The 20,780-nt window shown below is 64.4% G+C and carries 15 protein-coding genes, 1 tRNA gene and 1 riboswitch; of the genes, 10 read left to right on the top strand and 6 right to left on the bottom strand.

Features of this window, described 5'->3' with window-relative positions; translation table 11 throughout:
• Positions 1 to 39 precede the first annotated feature (39 nt).
• The 4 genes from xdhC (at position 40) to U5768_RS27270 (ending at position 4,551) form a co-directional block, all read left to right on the top strand.
• Positions 40 to 1,098: a xanthine dehydrogenase accessory protein XdhC gene (gene xdhC, locus U5768_RS27285; RefSeq protein ID WP_322033480.1), complete on the top strand. Its 1,059-nt coding sequence runs from the start codon at positions 40 to 42 to the stop codon at positions 1,096 to 1,098.
• A gap of 35 nt (positions 1,099 to 1,133) precedes the next feature.
• Complete coding sequence (locus U5768_RS27280; RefSeq protein ID WP_322033479.1) at positions 1,134 to 2,195, top strand: adenosine deaminase; 1,062 nt, start codon at positions 1,134 to 1,136, stop codon at positions 2,193 to 2,195.
• Positions 2,196 to 2,378: 183 nt separating this feature from the next.
• Positions 2,379 to 3,686, top strand: coding sequence for a guanine deaminase (gene guaD / locus U5768_RS27275; protein WP_322033478.1), 1,308 nt, complete (start codon positions 2,379 to 2,381; stop codon positions 3,684 to 3,686).
• A gap of 34 nt (positions 3,687 to 3,720) precedes the next feature.
• Positions 3,721 to 3,923, top strand: a riboswitch (yybP-ykoY riboswitch).
• A 55-nt stretch (positions 3,924 to 3,978) separates the two neighbouring features.
• Positions 3,979 to 4,551: a TMEM165/GDT1 family protein gene (locus U5768_RS27270; protein ID WP_322033477.1), complete on the top strand. Its 573-nt coding sequence runs from the start codon at positions 3,979 to 3,981 to the stop codon at positions 4,549 to 4,551.
• Positions 4,552 to 4,558: 7 nt separating this feature from the next.
• On the opposite strand, the gene U5768_RS27265 is transcribed toward U5768_RS27270, so the two are convergent.
• Complete coding sequence (locus tag U5768_RS27265; protein WP_322033476.1) at positions 4,559 to 5,257, bottom strand: DUF4136 domain-containing protein; 699 nt, start codon at positions 5,255 to 5,257, stop codon at positions 4,559 to 4,561.
• Positions 5,258 to 5,591: 334 nt separating this feature from the next.
• On the opposite strand from U5768_RS27265, the gene pepN reads away from it, so the two are divergent.
• The 3 genes from pepN to U5768_RS27250 all read left to right on the top strand — a co-directional run bounded on the left by pepN (position 5,592) and on the right by U5768_RS27250 (position 9,691).
• Positions 5,592 to 8,300, top strand: coding sequence for an aminopeptidase N (pepN, locus tag U5768_RS27260; RefSeq protein ID WP_322033475.1), 2,709 nt, complete (start codon positions 5,592 to 5,594; stop codon positions 8,298 to 8,300).
• 220 nt (positions 8,301 to 8,520) lie between these two features.
• The gene (locus U5768_RS27255; protein WP_322033474.1) at positions 8,521 to 9,549 is read left to right on the top strand and encodes a class 1 fructose-bisphosphatase; all 1,029 of its coding nucleotides are present in this window, start codon (positions 8,521 to 8,523) and stop codon (positions 9,547 to 9,549) included.
• A 66-nt stretch (positions 9,550 to 9,615) separates the two neighbouring features.
• Positions 9,616 to 9,691 (top strand) — tRNA-Thr (locus U5768_RS27250).
• A gap of 1,006 nt (positions 9,692 to 10,697) precedes the next feature.
• Here U5768_RS27250 and U5768_RS27245 read toward each other — a convergent pair.
• The 5 genes from U5768_RS27245 to U5768_RS27225 all read right to left on the bottom strand — a co-directional run bounded on the left by U5768_RS27245 (position 10,698) and on the right by U5768_RS27225 (position 18,049).
• Positions 10,698 to 11,222, bottom strand: coding sequence for a hypothetical protein (locus U5768_RS27245; RefSeq protein WP_322033473.1), 525 nt, complete (start codon positions 11,220 to 11,222; stop codon positions 10,698 to 10,700).
• A 4-nt stretch (positions 11,223 to 11,226) separates the two neighbouring features.
• Positions 11,227 to 14,145 (bottom strand): muramidase, encoded by a 2,919-nt coding sequence (locus tag U5768_RS27240; protein WP_322033472.1) that lies wholly within the window; start codon positions 14,143 to 14,145, stop codon positions 11,227 to 11,229.
• Between the two features lie 238 nt (positions 14,146 to 14,383).
• On the bottom strand, positions 14,384 to 14,584 hold the full coding sequence (locus U5768_RS27235; RefSeq protein ID WP_322033471.1) for a hypothetical protein: 201 nt from the start codon (positions 14,582 to 14,584) through the stop codon (positions 14,384 to 14,386).
• Between the two features lie 519 nt (positions 14,585 to 15,103).
• The gene (locus tag U5768_RS27230; protein ID WP_322033470.1) at positions 15,104 to 16,933 is read right to left on the bottom strand and encodes a hypothetical protein; all 1,830 of its coding nucleotides are present in this window, start codon (positions 16,931 to 16,933) and stop codon (positions 15,104 to 15,106) included.
• Between the two features lie 162 nt (positions 16,934 to 17,095).
• Positions 17,096 to 18,049, bottom strand: coding sequence for a LysR family transcriptional regulator (locus U5768_RS27225; protein ID WP_322033469.1), 954 nt, complete (start codon positions 18,047 to 18,049; stop codon positions 17,096 to 17,098).
• A gap of 120 nt (positions 18,050 to 18,169) precedes the next feature.
• Between U5768_RS27225 and U5768_RS27220 the strand changes: the two genes are divergently transcribed.
• The 3 genes from U5768_RS27220 to U5768_RS27210 all read left to right on the top strand — a co-directional run bounded on the left by U5768_RS27220 (position 18,170) and on the right by U5768_RS27210 (position 20,779).
• Entirely contained in the window at positions 18,170 to 19,282 is a 1,113-nt protein-coding gene (locus U5768_RS27220) for an aldo/keto reductase (RefSeq protein ID WP_322033468.1), read from the top strand.
• A 557-nt stretch (positions 19,283 to 19,839) separates the two neighbouring features.
• Entirely contained in the window at positions 19,840 to 19,989 is a 150-nt protein-coding gene (locus U5768_RS27215) for a hypothetical protein (protein ID WP_027795377.1), read from the top strand.
• A 199-nt stretch (positions 19,990 to 20,188) separates the two neighbouring features.
• On the top strand, positions 20,189 to 20,779 hold the full coding sequence (locus U5768_RS27210) for a chorismate mutase (RefSeq protein ID WP_322033467.1): 591 nt from the start codon (positions 20,189 to 20,191) through the stop codon (positions 20,777 to 20,779).
• Position 20,780 lies beyond the last annotated feature (1 nt).

Genomic DNA, 20,780 nt, shown 5'->3' with positions numbered 1-20,780 from the left:
ACAGGCAACACCGTGCCGCCCCGTAGGGAGAACCGCCAGATGCAAACCTGGCTTTCCGATCTGCAGCAACTGCTCGCGCACGGCGACGCCGCCGTGCTGGTCACCGTTGCGCGCGTCGAGGGATCGGCGCCGCGCGAGGCCGGCACCAAGATGATCGTCACGCGCGAAGCGGCCCGCCACACCATTGGCGGCGGCCACCTCGAATGGAAGGCCATCGAGATCGCGCGCCAGGTGCTGCGCGAGGGCATGCGTACGCCGCACGCGCGGCGTCTCGAACGCCTCGCGCTCGGGCCGAGCCTTGGCCAGTGCTGCGGCGGCGCCGTGGTGCTCGCGTTCGAGCGCCTCGACGTGGCCGACCTCGGCTGGCTCGCCACGCTCGCGCGCCGCCTTTCGGCAGGCGCTTCGACCGTGCGTAGCGTATCATTCCGCTCCTCGCGCAACGGCAGCCCCGAAGGGGAAGGCACCGCGGCCGATCCGGCCATGCTGTCCGAACCGGAACCGGGCGTGGAAGCGCCCGACTGCCTGCTTTGGGAAACGGGCGGCGCGCTGCTCCTCACCGAAACCATCGCGCCGAACGACTTTCCGGTCGTGCTGTTCGGCGCGGGCCACGTGGGCGCGGCGCTCGTGCGCGTGCTCGGCACGCTGCCCTGCCGCGTGCTATGGGTCGACGAGCGCGACGCCGCGTTTCCGGCCCCCGAGGCATTCGCGCTGCTGAACGCGCCCAACGTCGCGATCGACGCCAACGACGCGCCCGACGAAGCCGTCGACACCGCGCCGCCCGGCACGAGCTTCATCGTGATGACGCACGATCATTCGCGCGACCTCGATCTCGCCGAGCGCATCCTGCGCCGCGGCGACTTCGTGTTCTTCGGCATGATCGGCTCGCACACGAAGCGCACGCAGTTCGAGCACCGGCTCGCCGCGCGCGGCATCGACCCCATGCAGATCGCGCGCATGAACTGCCCGCTCGGCGTGGACGGTATCGTCGACAAGTCGCCGGAAGTCATCGCCGTTTCGGCCGCCGCGCAACTGCTGCAGGCCATCGAGGCGGCGAAGCTCGCGAGCGCGGCGCATGCCCCCGCCACCCATTGCGCGTGATGTCGAATATTGAAGAACCCACAAGAGAACCGAACATGACGATCACGACCCCCGCCGACACCGCGGCCAGCGCAAAGGCGCTCGTCGAAAAGGCCGCGAACGCGCCGAAGGCCGAGTTGCACATCCATATCGAAGGCTCGCTCGAACCCGAGCTGATCTTCGCGCTCGCGCAGCGCAACAACGTGAAGCTCGCGTACGAGTCGATCGACGCGCTGCGCGCCGCCTACGCGTTCACCGACCTGCAGTCGTTCCTCGACATTTACTACGCGGGCGCAAGCGTGCTGCTCACGGAGCAGGACTTCTACGACATGACGATGGCGTACTGCGAGCGCGCGCTCGCCGACCATGTCGTGCACACCGAAATATTTTTCGATCCGCAAACGCACACCGAACGCGGCGTGCCGATCGAAACCGTGGTCGCAGGCATCGACCGCGCGCTCGCCGACGCCGAAAAGCGCGGCCTCACGAGCAAGCTGATCCTGTGCTTCCTGCGCCATCTGAGCGAAGCCGACGCGCTCGCCACGTTCGAAGCCGCGCGGCCGCTGTTCCCGCGCTATGCGCGCCTGATCGGCGTGGGCCTCGACTCGTCCGAGCGCGGCCATCCGCCCTCGAAGTTCGAGCGCGTGTTCGAGAAGGCACGCGCGATGGGGCTGAAGCTCGTCGCGCACGCGGGCGAGGAAGGGCCGCCCTCGTACATCTACGAAGCGCTCGATCTGCTCAAGGTCGATCGCGTCGATCACGGCGTGCGCAGCATCGAAGACGCGGCGCTCGTCACGCGCCTCGCCGACACGCGCGTGGCCCTGACCGTATGCCCGCTGTCGAACACCAAGCTGTGCGTATTTGACGACATGACCCAGCACACGCTCAAGGCGCTGCTCGACAAGGGTGTCGCCGTGACCGTGAATTCCGACGATCCCGCCTACTTCGGCGGTTACGTCAACGAGAACTTCCGCGCCATCATCGAAGCGCTCAAGCTCGACGACGACGAGGTGTACACGATCCTGCGCAACGGCTTCGAGGCTTCGTTCGTGACGCCCGATGAGCGCGCCGCGCTGATCGCGAAGCTCGACGCGAACTGGCATCGCGCAACGGCTTAAAAAGCCGGCAAAGAACGCGAAAGTCGTCCGCACAGCAAGCCCCAGCCCGGGCTGTCACACGAATCCGGTCCAGCGCGCGAGCGCCGGACCGTGGGCCCTCTCGTGCTGCGTTTTCAGGAGCGGCACACGTCATGCGGGGCATGCATTGGACGAATACCTGAATTTATCGGAGACGAAGTACCCATGACTCAATCGGCTTACCGCGCAAAACTGTTGACGTTCACCGGCGACCCCGCGCAATCGTCCGACGCCGCTGTCTTTGACGAAGACGGCGTCGTGATCGTCGAAAACGGCCACGTGCTCGCATCGGGCGCGTGGTCCGCGCTCAAGTCGCGCGTGAGCGTTGGCGCGGCGGTTCACGATATGCGCGACAAGCTGATCGTGCCGGGCTTCATCGACACGCACATCCACTATCCGCAGACGGACATGATCGCTTCGCCCGCGCCGGGTCTGCTGCCGTGGCTGAACACCTACACGTTCCCGACCGAGCGCGGCTTCGAAAACGAAGCCGTGGCGCAGGACACGGCGCGCTTTTTCGTCGACGAGCTGCTCGCCTGCGGCACGACCACGGCGCTCGTGTACTGCACGGTGCACAAGCAGTCCGCCGATGCGCTCTTCACCGCGAGCGAAGCGAAGAATTTGCGCATGGTCGCGGGCAAGGTGCTGATGGACCGCCATTGCCCCGAGTTCCTGCGCGACACGCCGCAAACGGCCTACGACGACAGCGCCGAGCTGATCGAGCGCTGGCATAACCGCGGGCGCCAGATGTACGCGCTCACGCCGCGCTTCGCGCCCACTTCGACCGAGGCGCAGCTCGAAGCCTGCGGCGCGCTCGCGAAGGCGCATGGCGACGTATTCATCCAGAGCCACGTGGCCGAGAATCCCGACGAGGTGAAGTGGGTCAAGGAACTGTTTCCGGGCCATCGCAGCTACCTCGACGTCTACGATCACTACGGACTGCTGCGCCGCCGCGCCGTGTACGGCCACTGCATCTGGCTCGACGACGAGGACCGCCAGCGCATGGCGCACACGGGCACGGTCGCGGCGCACTGCCCCACCTCGAACCTGTTCCTCGGCAGCGGCCTGTTCGATTTCGACAAGGCAGACGAATCGTCGATGCCCGTCGCGCTCGCCACCGACGTGGGCGGCGGCACCTCGTTCTCGATGCTGCAAACGATGAACGAGGCGCACAAGGTCGCGCGCATGGGCGGGCATCACCTCACGGCTACGCGCATGTTCTGGCTCGCGACGGCGGGCGCGGCGCAGGCGCTCGATCTCGCCGACAAGATCGGCACGCTCGCGCCCGGCAGCGAGGCGGACTTCGTCGTGCTCGACGCGCAGGCCACGCCGCTGCTCGCGCGGCGCACGGCGCGCGCCGAGACGCTCGAGGAACTGCTCTTCGCACTCGCCGTGCTCGGCGACGACCGCGCCGTGTTCGAGACCTACGCGGCGGGCAAACGCGTGCACAGCCGCGACGGCGCGAAGCGCTGACAGCCCCGCCCCACGCGGGTTACAGGAAAATCCGCATGCTATAATCCGCGCCTCATTGGGGAGTAGCCGCCCCGCTTTCGCGCCGCAGCGCCGGTCTTCGGATTGGGGGCCGGCCGCGCGAATTCGCGGGGGCGTCCGTCAACAGACCTGGCCCGTATCGCTCCCGTGGCCATGGCGAACGCAGCCTTTATCCCGGGCCTGGCGAGACCGATGATCCATGACCGCCGCAACAGGGCCCGGCGGTTCGTGGGTCGTCGCTCGCACACTTCACGGCCCGAGGATCCATCACAACGTGAACCAAGCCTTTCTGGTTTCAACCGGAGCGGTCGCGCTCGCCGAAATCGGCGACAAGACGCAGTTGCTCTCGCTCGTGCTCGCGGCCCGCTACCGCAAACCCCTGCCGATCATTCTGGGCGTGCTCGTCGCCACGCTCGTCAACCACTCGGGTGCGGGCGCGCTCGGCACGTGGCTCGGCGCACTCGTCACGCCGGGCATCATGCGCTGGGCGCTCGCCGCCTCGTTCGTCGCAATGGGCTTCTGGATTCTCGTGCCGGACAAGCTCGAAGAAGGCGAGGCGAACGTGAACCGCTCGCAGCTCGGCGTGCTCGGCGCAACGGTGGTGACCTTCTTCCTCGCGGAAATGGGCGACAAGACGCAGATCGCGACCGTCGCGCTCGCCGCGCGCTTTCACGACTTCTTCGGCGTGGTGGCGGGCACGACGCTCGGCATGATGATCGCGAACGTGCCCGCGATCCTGCTCGGCGACCGCTTCGCCCACACGCTGCCGACAAAGCTCGTGCACGCGATCGCGGCCGTGCTGTTCGTCGTGCTCGGGGGGCTCGCGATTCTGGGCGTGGGATTCTGACGCGCGCCTATTTCACGGTCGCAGGTGCCGGCGCGGGGGCGGCGCCCGGCCCCGCATTCGCCGGGGCCGCGGCGGTCTCGTTCGGCGCGCCGCCGTTCTTGCCTACCGGAATCTTGACCTCCGCGACCGTGCCGTTGGTCAGCGGGAAATTGCCCAACGCGCTCTGCACGAGAAAAGGCATTACGCGCACGAGCGAGGGATCGTCGCCTGACGTGCGCGCCGTCACGTTGTAGACCTCCTTGCCGCTCGCCTTTTCCGTGATGCGGATGCCGAGCGCATGCGAATACACGGGATACGTCTGGTTCACATAGGCAGGCTGATACGGTCCCCACGCGCCCCACGGGTTCCACGGTCCCCAGTAGGGGCCTGGCCACGGGTTGTAGAACACGGGCTGTGCGACCGTCACCGTGTCCGTGCGGCTGCCGTACGCGAGGCCCACGAGATAGCGCGCCTGGGGCTCGGCCACGAGGCGGAACGCATGCATCGCGAGCCCGTTGGCGACGAACTGCTCGTAAGTGCTTTGCTCGATGCTCTGGCTCTGCTCGGGGCTGCGTGCGAACGCAAAGGTGCGCGTGGCGTCGCTGCCGCCGTCCCACGCGGAAAACGCCGTGACCTGGCTCGTCACGTAAGTCGTGCAGCCGGAGAGCGTGAGTGCGAGCGCCGCCAGCATCAGGAGGGCGCGGCGGGTCCATCGGTCGTGCATCATGGTCTTCTCGTAGCAGTATTGCTTCAGTTGGAAAAGCGCAGTCGTGGGGCCGCTCTCTCCGATACGATCTTTACGCCGCGCTTATTCCATCGTGTCCGGTCCGTGCCGGTCGTGTTTTGTTTGCGTTGCGCGAGCCGCGCGGCAGGGCCTGATCATACTGACTCGCGGCGCGGCGCGAAAGTTCGGGGGCCGAGCCCCGGCGGACAAAGCGGCCCGAGCCTTTGTACAATGGGGCGAACCGCCGGGCCCGCGCGAACGCGGGCAGCGCCCGGCCAACCTGATCCACAACGCGATCCACATCGCGGCCCAACCGATCCGAGCCCCTATCCAGACCATGTCCGATACCGCCACGCCCACCGTGATCCGCCGTGAAGACTACGCGCCGCCCGCGTTTCTGATCGATACCGTCGACCTCGAATTCGATCTCGTGCCGGAACGCACGGTCGTCAAGAGCACGTTGCGCGTGCGTCGCAATCCCGACGCCGCAGCCACCGCGGCCACCGCGCATCTCGAACTCATGGGCGAGCAGCTCGAATTCATCGGCGCGGCGATCGACGGTAAGCGGTACGCGAACGTGCGCGCGCACGAGCACGGCCTCACGGTCGAGAACGTGCCCGACGCCTTCGAACTCACGCTCACCGGCGCATGCGATCCCGCGGCCAACACCACGCTTTCGGGCTTGTACGTGTCGAGCGGCAACTTCTTCACACAGTGCGAGGCCGAGGGCTTTCGCCGCATCACCTGGTTCCTCGACCGCCCCGACGTGATGGCGACCTACACGGTCACGCTGCGCGCCGACAAGATCGATTACCCGGTGCTGCTGTCGAACGGCAACCTGATCGCGCAAGGCGATCTGCCCGACGGCCGTCATTATGCGAAATGGGAAGACCCGTTCCGCAAGCCGAGCTATCTGTTCGCGCTCGTGGCGGGCAAGCTCGTGGCGCTGGAAGAGCGCATCCAGAGTGGCTCGGGCAAGGAAAAGCTGCTGCAGGTGTGGGTCGAGCCGCACGATCTCGACAAGACGCGCCACGCGATGGACTCGCTCATCCACTCGATCCACTGGGACGAGCAGCGCTTTGGCCTCGAACTCGATCTCGACCGCTTCATGATCGTCGCCGTGAGCGACTTCAACATGGGCGCGATGGAGAACAAGGGGCTCAACATCTTCAACACGAAGTACGTGCTCGCGAATCCCGAAACGGCCACCGACGTCGACTTCGCCAACATCGAAGCCGTGGTCGGCCACGAGTACTTCCACAACTGGACCGGCAACCGCGTGACCTGCCGCGACTGGTTCCAGTTGAGCCTGAAGGAAGGCTTGACGGTGTTCCGCGATCAGGAGTTCTCGGCCGCGATGTCGGGCGGCGACGAAAACGAAGCGGCGCGCGCGACCAAGCGTATCGAGGACGTGCGCGTGCTGCGCCAGATGCAGTTCGCCGAAGACGCAGGCCCGATGGCGCATCCGGTGCGCCCCGAGAGCTATGTCGAGATCAACAACTTCTACACGATGACCGTCTACGAAAAAGGCGCGGAAGTCGTGCGGATGTATCAAACGCTGCTCGGCCGCGACGGCTTCCGCAAGGGCATGGACCTGTATTTCCAGCGCCACGACGGCCAGGCCGTGACCTGCGACGACTTCCGCCGCGCCATGGCCGACGCCAATGGCCGCGACCTCGCGCAGTTCGAGCGCTGGTACAGCCAGGCGGGCACGCCGCGCGTCACCGTGACGACGAGCTATGACGAAGGCACGCGCTGCTACGCCGTGACACTCACGCAGGGTTACGCCAACGGCTCGCCCGCCGCGCGCGAAACGCAAAAGGGCCCGCTGCACATTCCGTTTGCGATCGGACTGATCGGCCCCGACGGCGCGGACCTGCCGCTGCGCCTCGAGGGCGAAACCGCGGCGCACGGCACCACGCGCGTGCTGGAACTGACCGACACGCAGCAGACCTTCACGTTCGCCGATGTGATGGCGAGGCCACTGCCGTCGCTGCTGCGCAACTTCTCGGCGCCCGTCATCGTCGATTACGACTACGGCAACGACGAACTCGCTTTCCTGCTCGCGCACGACAGCGACGCGTTCAACCGCTGGGAAGCGGGCCAGCGCCTCGCCACGCGCGAACTGCTTGCGCTCGCGAGCCGCGCCGCGGCGGGCCAGCCGCTCGAAATCAACCCCGCGCTCGTCGATGCGTTCCGCCGCGTGCTGACCGATGAAGCGCTCTCGCCGTCGTTCCGCGAGCTTGCGCTCATGCTGCCTTCCGAAACGTATCTCGCCGAGCAGATGGCCGAATCGGACCCGGCCGCCGTGCACGCCGCACGCCAGTTCGTGCGCAAGCAACTGGCGACGGCGCTCAAGAGCGAATGGCTCGCGGCCTACGAGCGCAACGTCACGCCGGGCGCATACGAACCGACGCCCGAGGCGGCCGGACATCGCGGATTGAAGAACCTCGCGCTCTCGTATCTCTCGGAACTCGACGACTCCGCGCAAGCGGTGCGGCTCGCGACGGCGCAATACGACGCCGCGAACAACATGACCGATCGCTCGGCGGCGCTTTCCGCGCTGCTGAACGTGCAGGCGGCCGCGGGCGGCGCGGCTGGCGACCCGGCGCGCAAGGCGCTCGAAGACTTTTATGTGCGCTTCGAGAAGGAACCCCTCGTGATCGACAAGTGGTTTGCGCTGCAGGCCACGCAACGCGGCACGGCGCAACGCCCGACCATCGGGACCGTGCGCGCGCTCATGGGTCATCCGGCGTTCAACATCAAGAACCCGAACCGCGCACGCTCGCTGATCTTCAGCTTCTGCGCCGCGAACCCCGCGCAGTTCCACGCGGCCGACGGCTCGGGCTATGCGTTCTGGGCCGACCAGGTGATCGCGCTCGACGCGCTCAATCCGCAGGTCGCGGCGCGCCTCGCCCGCAATCTCGAACTGTGGCGCCGCTTCACGCCCGCGCTGCGCGACGCCATGCGCGCGGCGCTGGAGCGCGTGGCCGCCGAGGCGAAATCGCGCGACGTGCGCGAGATCGTCGAAAAAGCGCTGGCTTGATCAGACGAAATGACGTCGAACGCGCGGCGCCAGGGCGGCGCCGCGCGCCAACCCGCGAACCGGCCGCCGCGCCGGTTTTTTTGCGCATTTTTTCCTGATTATTTTTAGCCTCGCGTAGCCGGGCTGCGCGCCGGCGCTTTATTTTGCGCGGCTGCGCGGCGGGCGGTCACAGTCGAGCGGGTAGAATTGCGACATCCCCAAGCGTATCCGGAGTACTGCAATGGCTTTGCAACGTCGCACCACCCTCACCAAGTACCTGATCGAGCAACAGCGCCAGCACCGCAACCTGCCCGCCGACCTGCGCCTTCTGATCGAAGTCGTCGCGCGCGCGTGCAAGGCGATCAGCTTCAACGTCAGCAAGGGCGCGCTCGGCGACGCGCTCGGCACGGCAGGCAGCGAGAACGTCCAGGGCGAAGTGCAGAAGAACCTCGACATCCTCTCGAACGAAATTCTGCTCGACGCCAACGAATGGGGCGGCAACCTCGCCGCGATGGCATCGGAGGAAATGGAAACGTTCTTCCCGATCCCGGCCAACTATCCGAAGGGCGAATACCTGCTGGTGTTCGATCCGCTCGACGGCTCGTCGAACATCGACGTGAATGTGTCGATCGGCACGATCTTCTCGGTGCTGCGCTGCCCGGACGGCCAGCAGGCGACCGAGGAATCGTTCCTGCAGCCCGGCACGAAGCAGGTCGCCGCGGGCTATGCCGTGTACGGCCCGCAAACGGTGTTCGTGCTCACGACCGGCCACGGCGTGAACTGCTTCACGCTCGACCGCGAACTGGGCTCGTGGGTGCTCACGCAGAGCAACATGCGCATTCCGGAAGAAACGCGCGAGTACGCGATCAATGCGTCGAACGCTCGCCACTGGTATGAGCCGGTGCAGAAGTACATCGGCGAACTCAACGCGGGCAAGGACGGCGAGCGCGGCGAGAACTTCAACATGCGCTGGATTGCCTCGATGGTCGCCGACGTGCACCGTATTCTGAACCGCGGCGGCATCTTCATGTACCCGGCGGACAAGCGCGACCCGTCGAAGCCCGGCAAGCTGCGTCTGATGTACGAAGCGAACCCGATGTCGTTCATCGTCGAGCAGGCGGGCGGCATGGCGACCAACGGCGAAGCGCGCATTCTCGACATCCAGCCGAAGAGCCTGCATGAGCGCGTCGCCGTATTCCTCGGCTCGAAGAACGAGGTCGAGCGAGTCACGCGCTACCATCACGAAGCACTGAGCGAAGCGAAAAAATGAAAAAAGATGAGGAATAGGCTTGCATAATTCGCGGCGACTTCCTATAATCTTTCTTCTCTGATGCACGCCGGAATAGCTCAGACGGTAGAGCAGCGCATTCGTAATGCGAAGGTCGGGGGTTCGATTCCTCTTTCCGGCACCAGGATTCAAGCAAAAAGCCCAGTCTTCGGACTGGGCTTTTTGCTTTGTGCGGCCATGTAGGCTCTATGTAGGCAAATTCGGTCAACGTAGCCCGCTCCCAGACTGGCGTCATGGGTTGACCGGCGCGGAATCCTTCGCGCGCCGGGCCGCCTCCACCGCCTCGAAGCGGCGTTGCCATTCGTCAACCGCCCCTCCACGCTGGCGGCGGGTGCACGCACCAGCGCCGCCTCCGCTTCGTCGCGCTTTCGTGTACAGCGCAAGGACCCCATGCGGCATCTCTGCGCAGTACGAGCGGCACGCGCTCCGGGCTGGCAAGCCGCATGGCGAACCAGCAGGCCATATCGTGGTCGAGCGTCCAGCTAGAACCGGTCCGCGACCGCGCCGCCGACACGCCACAGGTGCCGCGCCACACGCTCACGATTTCTCCTATGAAATCCGGCAGCACGAACACGGCATACTGGGATGTCGCCACCAAGCGGCGGCGCGTCCGGACAGTTTCAATCACGTAACCGTGGTTATGGTCCACGCGTTCTCCAATTACATGCGAAACGCGGGCCGGGGCACCTTTGCATCCCACATCGCCACGGCCACCCCGCCGCGCTTCGCGTTGCCGAGTGTCGTAAACAGGTGAAAGGCGGCGTCCGGATCGCCGGAGAAGGCAGGTCCGACATACTTCACCGCCCAAGGGGTCCGCGAACCGCGATACCGCCTGCATCGTGTACGTCCACCCGACCGGCATTTCGCGTGGCATGGGGGCCACCTCGCGTGGGGATCGACACTGCAGCAATGCGTAAGAGTAAAACGTAACTGCGGCGCGTGGCTTGCGGCAATCGGGAGTGCAGCAGCGCTATCCTGATGATGGAAGCTTGGTCGGCGCATGTTGGTGAAATGGCCAGTTGATTCACAGTCCCGGCTGCACCATGCCGGGACAATAGTCCATCAAAGATCAACGAAACGTGCCAAGAGGTCTTGGGCGCGCCGCGGCGACGGCACACGACGGCGAAAAATCAATTTACGCATTGCGTGGTAGTTGTTGAGAGCGGAGAAATTTTTCCCGTACTCTTGAGTAAGAATTCCTTTTGCCTACACTCCTCACCACGATTAGTGGATGCTGAAATGTGATATCTCGCAATAAGCAATCTGCTATTTGGTTTGCTAAGTAATTCCGTCAAATAGCGGCGACCATCTCTCGTCAGTGTGGGAGTATCGCCCCCAGAGGAAAACATATTCAAATAGTCGTAATCCTTTCCGGTTGTTAGATCACTGAGCGTGTAATAGACGCATTCTGTCCCGCAACTGTGCCTACCAATAAAATACTTTCCCGAAAAATTGACATGTGGAATATCGACCAATTTCCCTTCATCATCGCGCCACCCGTCGGCAGTTTTTTTATAATAATCTGGTATTTTGAACTCACCCTTATAAACATCAACACCGTACTTTAAAAATTCATCGGATGCGGCTTTGCATTCCGCGCCAAATGAGATCAAAAACAGGCATGCAATCGCAGTGATAAATTTAACAATTTTCATAAAATTATTTTATCAAATCGTCCAAACCGCCAATTGGAACCGCGAGTTCCGTTTGCCCGGCAAGCTCTTCCTTAACGTATCTTTGAAAATTCTGATTCACCGACTGCATTGTGACGCCGCCTTGGTCATATTGATTGCCGGGAAGGCTTGCCCACTCTAAATTACAGTGATGCTCGAACACCGCACTTTCCATATCTCCTCTTTTTACTGCATCAAGAGCATGCCGTTTGAAGGACAGTAATGCAACAGCGTATCTGTCTTGGGAAATAGGGGAGAAATCCGTGACACGAGCCTTTTGCCGGTACACCTTGCCGTCGGTACTTTCCCAATTGTATCCCATTACCTGATACGCCCCGGCTGCCGATGATGTGACAGATCTTCCGTGTATCATCCTTGTCACCATAATATGAGGATGGTCACTAAAATCACGGCCATAATCTTTAATGAAGGATTGTCCGCCAAATAAGCGCTCGTAACTGTCCAAGCCGTGGGTGCCTTCTCCAGTTCGGATCATCCGGAGAAAGGCTCTAACGCGGGCTTCTTCTAAAGTGATAGTGCCAGTGCAGCCCGCAAAATTTCCCACCAACCCGATTGGGTGGATATGCCAGGCGTTCGGGCTGGCGGGAAAGCCCTTGACGGCGCTCACCTTGTCCCACCATGCCAGTTTTTCAATACGCTCCATTTCGGCCCGCCAGATGTGCTTGCCGTCGCCCATGTACGGGAGGAACTTCGCCCACTTGCCAATATTGTCGGCCCATTCACTTTCGTAGCGAAAGATCAGATGGGATATCGCCTCCGCCAGCCACGGCACCGTCAACGCCTGCTTCAGGTCGGCCGGAACCACGTTCCCCTTGCCGTCGCCCTGGCGCTTGGCTGCCCTCTCCAGCTTCGCGATAAACGGACTGGCGTTGACCGTTGCGGCAACGGCGCTGAATTCCGTTTCCTCGCCATCAAGCAACTGTTTCTTCTCAAACAGGCAGCGCCGCCACATGTCGAGTAGCGGGATGCTGGTGGTATCGACCGTCTCGAACCCCGGCCACGCCCACGGGCTTTGCCATTGCGTATCGGGTTTTTCGCACACCCACCCGGAGATCGTCCCGCCGTCGCTGCCGCCCGCATCAATCTCCCACCATTGCGTGGGCGTACCTTGGCCCTTATCCTCTTCCGCCGCCTTGTAACTGTCGCGAAGTTCGTCAAGCTGGGCGCGCGAAAGCACTTGCTGGTATCCGACCGCCGGACCCTGTGCATTGGCAAGCTGCAACGGGAAATCTGTCCAGGTCTGGATCGTCGCTCCGGCCACCTTGCCCACATACGCGCGTTCAACCCATAGCGGATTACCCACGGGCGTACCGGCGGCGGCGTGGGTGTGGGCGTGACCGTGACCATGCGCGCTGGATTGTGCCGCAATCCGGGTTGGCTGCACCTTGGCCCAGCGTCCCTTACCCGGATCGCCCTTTGCGGGTGCGAGCGTCAAGCCGGCCAGTTGGGTGTTGCTTTGCGCATCGGAGGGTTGGACGAATTTTGCGCCAGACTGGATCACCAGCAGAGACTTTCCGCCAGGCACCTTGTCGCCCAGCTTGTTCGCGCGTTCCCGGCTTTTGGTGATGAAATCGTTGATACGTGTGCCGGTAAAAACCTCGACGTGCAGGATTGCGCGCTGGGGGTCGGGCGGCAGCAGGCTCGCATGGGTGGAATTCTGGTACTCGCCCAGGTAGCCCACCACGTCGCCTGCTTTGACCCCGAACGGCGTATCGAGCACAACGACTGTATCCAGCGGCTTGGGATCGATTACCGCGTCGAGTTCGTCCAGATTCACCCAGCCCGTTACCGCTCTCGAGTCAGGCGTCCCGCCAGCGACGGCGGCAACCGGCGTGCCCTTCGTGATACTGGCAATCTGTACCCAGCCTTTTTGGGCATCGCCAACGATACTGAGTTCGCCGCCGCGCGGCAGCAGCCCAATAACCTTTCCGAAGGCCAGGTCGCGAATAGCAACACCGGTCTGCGGCGTATCGGCATTCTGCGAAGTGCCTGCCGGACTCGCTAGCGGCACGGTGTAGCGTACCCGGTCGGGATACTGCGAGAGCGCATTCACGCTTTCCGGTGCCGGACCTGACACGACACTGCCGAGCAACGCGCCGTCGCCCAGTGGAGACGCGCCCAGGCCCCCTGGAGGCTGCGCGAACTCCAGCGGCGTATTGAGTTGTGGAGGGAGCGACTGGCGATCATTCGCTTTCGTGCCTACTTGAAAATGTCTGTCGCCCTTCCAGAAGGGCAAACGGAGAATCGACGGCGCAGACTGGGCGCTACCGCTGCTCGCCTGTTCGACTGCCTGGTAGCCCGCCCAGTCAAGCTGGTGCATGTAGAGGCTGTAGAACTCCAGCACCTCATCGGCGGGCGGCTGGTAAGTCTGCGGAGCCTGCGCGCCGCTCGCGGCTGCGGGAGTCGTTGCTGGAGTCGATGCCCCCGACGCGCGAGCCGGGGAACCGGCGGCCTTCGGCGCGGGTGGTAGCACAAGCTTGTGACGCACCAGCACGAAACCGGTTGAATACAGCGCATAGCGGGGCGGCGTGCTCGGATAGCTCAGCTCGGGATACTTCGAATCCAGCCGGTACGCCACCACCTCGCCATCGGCAATGACCTTGACGCCATCGCCCTGTTTAAGGTCGCTGCCCGTGCCCGCATCGAAGTGGATGCCACCGTGAAACATGCCGTTCGACCCGAGCGGATAGAATCCGCCGTCTGCCCCGGCAAGCGCATGGAGCCAGGTCTGGGGATCGGCTGAATTGCCGCTCTTGGGGGCGAACGGAAAACTCCAGTTCAGCGGCTGCCATTGCGGCGCGGGTGTCGGCGCGGGTGTCGGCGCGGGTGTCGGCGTGGGTGTCGCAGGCGCTGCCGGGTGATGCGGATGATGGGGATTGGCCATGAATCTCGCTGTCTCTGTCAGTTCGGGGGACAGGCTCGCGCGTGCGCGAACCGGGCGGCGGCCCGGATGTGGCAACGTCAGGCGTGGGCGCGACCGCGATAGGGACCCTGTACAGCCCACCGGTTTTATAACGCCGCGATTGCCCGTGCCGATGCCGTCAGGCTGCGAAAAACACCATCTGTTGACGGAGAGCAAGTGCGGCGTGTGGGAGGATGGTTCGTCCTGTTGGCGGCGCGGCTCATACCTCGCCGTTCTCTCGTTCGCCCTTTCCGCGCTCGATGATTTCCATGAGTTCTTCGTCGGTCATGGAGCGCACGCTGCGAGGCGTGGTCTGCACTTCGCTTTTGATATCGGCGTGAAGCGCGGGCCGTCCAAAGCCCCGGTCCAGCAGTTTGCGGATCGCCACCAGCCGCGTCGTCTCGGCCTCGCCGTGCCGCATCAGGCCCACCAACCGTTCGACCGCTTCAGCGGCGTGCTGGCCCGCGAGCGCCCGGATTTCCGCCGTGGTGGTTCGGCGTCCCGGCCTTCCTGCCGCCCGTCTTGCGCCCGATTGTCATGTTGCGCACCATCCGCCTCTACTTTCGACACGCCGCGCGCTGACGGACCACTCGTCGGCCTCGTCCCAATCCTCGCCTTCGTCGTCCCTTTCGCGCTGTCTGGACGATTCCCACCGGAAGGGGCATCGTGGGTCGTCCCGCTCGACCCAATGCGCGGTGCCGCTCAGGGTATCGTCGCGGATGCGCCTGAACGCAATTCCCCCCGCTTGCTTGATGTCCATGCCGCCCGCGCCCGCGCCCGCTCCCGTTGCTAATATTGGACGTTCTACACCATTCGTTGCGGCGGTGGCGACCGCAAGGCGAAGTGTCCTAGGCCATTTGCCCGCTTGCGCCGTCCGCCAGCCAGTCTTCGGACTGGGCTTTTTGCTTTGTGCCGTTTATGGGGTCCGGCGCCGGGCGCCCTACTCCCCTGGCCGCAACACATCCAGCGCCTCGCCCACTTCCGCGATCACCTCATCCCATCGCCCCAGCTCGCGCTGCCTGAAAAGACGCGCCGACGGATACCACGGGCTGTCGGCTCGTTGCGTCATCCAGCGCCAGTCGGTGCAGGTCGGCAGCAGGATCCACACGGGCACACCCGCCGCACCCGCAAGATGCGCGACGGAAGTATCGACGGTCACCACGAGATCGAGCGACTGGACAATGGCGAGCGTGTCTCCGAAGTTCGCGATTTCCGGCCCGAGCGGCGTGATATCGATATCGACGTCGGTGTCGTGAGGCAGCGCCGCAAGCTCGCTTTGCGCAGCGCCCTTCTGCAGCGAAAACCACGACACGCCGCGCCGGGCGAGCACAGGCAGCAACGCGCGCAGCGCAAGCGAGCGGTAGCGGTCGAGTTCGTACTCGGGGTTTCCCGCCCAGACGAGCCCCACGCGAAGTTTGCCCGCGCCGCCATGCGCCGCGCCCGAAATCCGCTCGCGCCAATGATCGACGCGCTCAGTCGGCGCGACGAGATACGGCATCGCCAGCGGCAGCATGTCCACCTTCAGCTTCATGGATTCGGGAAAGCGGAACATGCGGCTCCAGAAGTCGTAAGGACCCGGCGGCAAGGTCGTCCAGGCCTTGTTCACCCCGCGCGCGCAGGCGGCGACGTCGCCAATCGCCTTGTCGACCCAGACATCGACCGTCGCGCCCTGGCGCTGCAGCCAGTCGATGTAGCGCAAGGACTGAAGCTGATCGCCCAACCCCTGCTCGCCGATCAGCAGAAACCGCCGCCCGTTCACGGCTTCACCGGCCCACTCCGGAAAGGCCGGGCGCACCAGCGTGTCGTTCTGCGGCAAGCGTTCGTGCCAGTGATAGTGCCGCCAGCCTCGCTCGAAGTCGCCGTCGCGCAGCATCGTGACGGCGGCGTTGAATTGCACATATTCGTCGCCGGGCAGCAAGCGCGCGGCCTCATCGGCGTGACGACGCATGCGCGCGTGCTCGCCGAGCATGTTCGACGCGTAACTCGCGTTGTGATGCAGCTTGCCCCGAGTGGCATCGACGGCGAGGCCTGCCAGCGCGACCTGATACGCGTCTTCGAAGCGATGGATCTCGTTCAGGCGCAACGCGAGGCTTTCGAGCGCTGCCGCATCTGCCGCGAACTCCGCTCGCATCCGGGAGATTTGCGCATTCAGTTCGGCGGCGTGTTCGAGTTTCGCGAGGACCTTCAGCAACTCGAGCCCGTCCGCGAGCCGCGCCGTCCCGACCGCCAGCGCGCGACGCAGATACGCCGCGGCCGCTTCCGGCTGGTCGTCTTCGAGACTCAGCCTCGCCAGGCGCGCCAGGGCGTGATGAAGCGCGGGATCGTGGTCGAGCGCTTTTTCGTAGTGCAGGCGCGCCTGCGCGCGGCGCTTCGCCAGCTTGAGGACGTCGGCCAGATTGCGGTGCAGGCTGGCCGTGCCGCCGCCCAACGCCATGGCACGATGGTAGAACGCCTCGGCGGCGACATGCTCGTTCGCCATCGCCGCGAGCAAGCCGCGATGCTCCCATAGCTCGGCACGTTCGGGCGCCACCCCGATTGCGCGTTCCAGGTAGTCGCGCGCGAGATCGCGTTGTCCGTCGCGAAAATACGAGAGCGCCAGGCGATGCAACACGTGCGCATTGCCCGGCTCGTGCGCGAGCCGTTCCTGGTAGGCGAGCAACGCTTCGCGCGTTCTGCCCGTCTCGAAGTGCTGGTCTGCTAGCGCAAGCGCCGCACTGGCGCGTGCTTGCTCGGCCGAGGCTTCGGCCGGCGTGGTGGCATGGTCGCTCATCTTGGGAGCGCGCCGGCGTGGTGGCGCGCGAATTTGTTACGTCGCTATCTGGAAAAGGGGCATGCTGCTCGGCGCCGCGCGGGCGTTGCGTCGGCATCTTTTAAAGATAAGCAAGTTTGGCTCGCGGCCGAATCAGACGTATCTGAAAACGGCTATCTGAATTTAGGCACCCCCACGCTTCTCACGCAGGAAGTCGATGAACGCGCGCAGCTTGGGCGGCAACTGCGCGCGCCCCGCCGTGTACAAATAGAAGCCCGGGAACGAAGCGCCCCACGGCTCTAGCACCGGCACGAGGCGGCCGTCGTTCAGCGGCGCCCGCACGTAATCTTCGATCACGTGCAGAAGACCCACGCCCTGCTCCGCGGCGCGCACCATCGTGCGCAGATCGTTGGTGACGAAGCGGCCCTCGGTGACCACATCGAATACGCGCCTGGGATCGTCCGGCTGCGCGAACTCCCAGCGGTAGACGCCGCCCGTCGCGAAACGATAGTGCAGGCAATCGTGCGTGGCGAGATCGTCGGGCGTGAGGGGCCGCGCGCGCCGTTCGAAATACGCCGGCGAGCCGACCACGACGATGCGAATCGGCCCGCCGATCGGCACCGCGACCATGCCAGGCGCCACCGATTCGCCGAGGCGGATGCCTGCGTCGAAGCCCTCGCCCACCATATCGGCGAAACCATCGTCGAGGGCGAGTTCGAGCTTCATCTGCGGATAGCGCGTCATGAATTCCGCGAGATGCGGCATGACGAGCAGCTCGCTCGCCACGCGCGGCAGGTTGATGCGCAGCGTACCGGCCGGGACGTCGCGCGTAGCGTCGAGCGCTTCGAACGCCGCCTCGATCTCCGAGAGCGCGGGCTGAACGCGCGCGAGAAACTGCGCGCCCGCCTCGGTCAGCGCGACCCGGCGCGTCGTGCGATTGAAGAGCCGCACGCCGAGTTGCGCTTCGAGCGCACGCACTGCCTGCGAGAGCGCCGAAGTCGAGAAGCCCACTGCGGACGCCGCGCGCGTGAAACTGCCGTGCCGCGCGACGGCAGCTACGGCAAGCAGAGCGGGCAGGCGTCCTGCCAGGCCGGACGCGGCGGGCTGAGCCGACTGCGCAGAGGAAACCGGATTCATGCTTGCCTCCATTGTGAAGCACAGCTTCACAGTAATTTCAGTTGAACCCGATTTTTCCACAAAAAGGAAAAGCGCAAGATGGACTCACGTTTACCGCTCGTCCTTTTGAGGAAACCCGTCATGAAACTCGACAGCTATACCCTGCTTGGCCGCTCAGGTCTGCGCGTCAGCCCCATCGCCCTCGGCACGATGACGTTCGGCACCGAATGGGGCTGGGGCGCCGACGAAACCACCGCACAGCGACTCTTCGACCTGTATGTGGACGCGGGCGGCAATTTCATCGACACCGCCGATCTCTACACGGAAGGCACCAGCGAAACCTGGGTCGGCCGCTTCGCGGCGGCGCGCGGCCTGCGCGAGCGGCTCGTCATCGCCACCAAGTATTCCTACAACGCGGAACCGGGCAATCCGAACGCTGGCGGCAACCATCGCAAGAACCTGCTGCGTGCGCTCGACGGCTCGCTCAAGCGTCTCGGCACCGACTACATCGATCTGTACTACCTGCACACGTGGGACCGCATGACGCCCGCCGACGAAGTGATGCGCGCCATGGACGACGCCGTCCGCGCGGGCAAGATCCGCTATGTGGGTCTTTCGGACGTGCCCGCCTGGTACGCGGGCCGCGCGCAAACGCTGGCCGAATGGCGCGGTTTCGAGCCGGTCGCGGCCATGCAGCTCGAATACTCGCTGATCGAACGCAACGCGGAGCACGAATTCGCCGACCTGGCGACGCAGCTCGGCATGGGGCTCGTGCCGTGGAGCCCGCTCGGCATGGGCGTGCTGTCCGGGAAATATCGGCCGTCGCAGGCAAGCGATGGGGTGAGCGGCGCGGGCCGCCTGCAGACCGTGGGCGCAAAGCCGCCGCCCGGATTCGACAAGCTCTCGACGCGCAACTTCGCGATCGTCGCCGAGCTTGAACAGGTCGCGCGCGAAGCGAACCGGCCCATGGCGCAGGTTGCGCTGAACTGGCTGCATCAAAAGCGCGGCGTGGCGAGCATCATCGTTGGCGCGACCAAGGCCACGCAACTGGAAGAATCGCTCGGGGCGCTCGACTTCACGCTCGCCCCCGAACTGGTCGCGCGTCTGAACGCGGCCTCGGAACCCGCGCATCCGTTCCCGTATTACATGTTCGCGGACGGCCATCAGTCACGCATCCACGGTCAGGTGGACGTGCGCGCGACGCCCGCAAACCACGCTCACGTGCAACGCGTTCCGGCGCCGCCGCAGGCATAAACGTAACGAATCATCGGACTGCAACCCCACGCCGCGCCGGAGTGCGCGGCTATTTACGTACGTTCGGTCTTTAAAAAGCGGTCAATTGACGCGGCGTGTCGTATTAATCGCGAAATCAGATAGAAACGGACTCTTACATAGTTTTAATTCTTATTAACGTTTCGCCGTCAACGGCTAAGCATAATCGTCCGTTGTACACAAATGGCGGTGGTGCCGATTCGCTTCGGTGCCACGCCTCACGCTTGCGGCGCGGCCAGCGGAAGCGCGTCAATACGCCGCGGTGGAAGGCGCGTGCGAGAGCCGGGGAGACGGGATTGAGGCGTTGTGCGGGTGCAGCAGCCGCTGCCCGAAGATGAGAGAATCAACGAGCCGAATTCGATTCACGCGGCATGCGCAAGGACGAAGGACATCTCAACAATTATATTCCCGCGCCGTTAATCAGTTGTAGGGCTGTGCGAAGAAAGCAACACGCGTGCGGGAAAAGCACTGTTACCGTAAGCGGGACTAGCGCATTAGAAGTGCCGGGCCGGATAATCGGCTTACATAGGAGAAAGATCATGGACGCCAAACCGCCAAGGATTCCGACCCCGGACCAAGTCTTCAGCCCGGATCCGGAACCGGTGGCCGTTGAGTTCCTCGGCGACGAACTGCCTGCTCACGTGCGGGCGTTTCTTGACGAGCAACGCAAGGCACACGAACAAAAGTAAACGGGGACACGCACACGTTTGCGCTGGCACGATCATGCGCGCCGCGCCGCATACGTACGTGTGCACAACGATCGCGTAGTACGGGGACGCGCGTATCGTGCTGCGTGAGCGGTTTTGCGCCGTAACCCGCGCCATCGAACGCAAGCACACCATAACCGGCTATGCTTCGGTTTTTATTGCCGGCGTCTCTCCCTCCTCGATGACATTGCTGACCCGCGCAAGCGCGCGTTGCGCTGCTGCGCTGCTCTTCGCCCTGCCGATCGCATCCGTCCACGCCGACGGTGACGACACTGCCCTGACCAATCTCGTCGCGCTCGTTTCGCAGCGGCTCGCGCTCGCTCAAAGCGTCGCGCACTGGAAATGGCAACATCACAAGCCGATCACCGATACGCCCCGCGAAGACGCCCTGCTCGCCGACGTGCAGAAGCGCGCCACGGCGGCCGGCGTCGATCCGGCGTTCGCGCGTGCGTTCTTCCGCGATCAGATCGACGCCAGCACGGCGGTGCAAAAGTCGCTGTTCGATACCTGGCGCGCCTCGCAGCCGCCGAGCGAGCCGGCGCCCGATCTCGCCACGGCCACGCGGCCCCAACTCGACAAACTTACGGGACAGTTGATCGGCGCGCTCGCACGCGTGCAGTCAATGCGCGGCACACCGGATTGCCCGGCGCGCGTCGCAAGAACCGTTGCCAACTGGAAGGAACTCACGCAATACGACTCCACGCGCACGAATGCAATGAATCAGGCGCTGGAGCATGTGTGCGAATCGGGCGGCGTAGGCGGCGTCGCCTGAG

The organism is Paraburkholderia sp. J76 (assembly GCF_905220295.1).
GTDB lineage: Bacteria > Pseudomonadota > Gammaproteobacteria > Burkholderiales > Burkholderiaceae > Paraburkholderia.
This window is presented reverse-complemented; position numbering and strand designations above follow the sequence as displayed.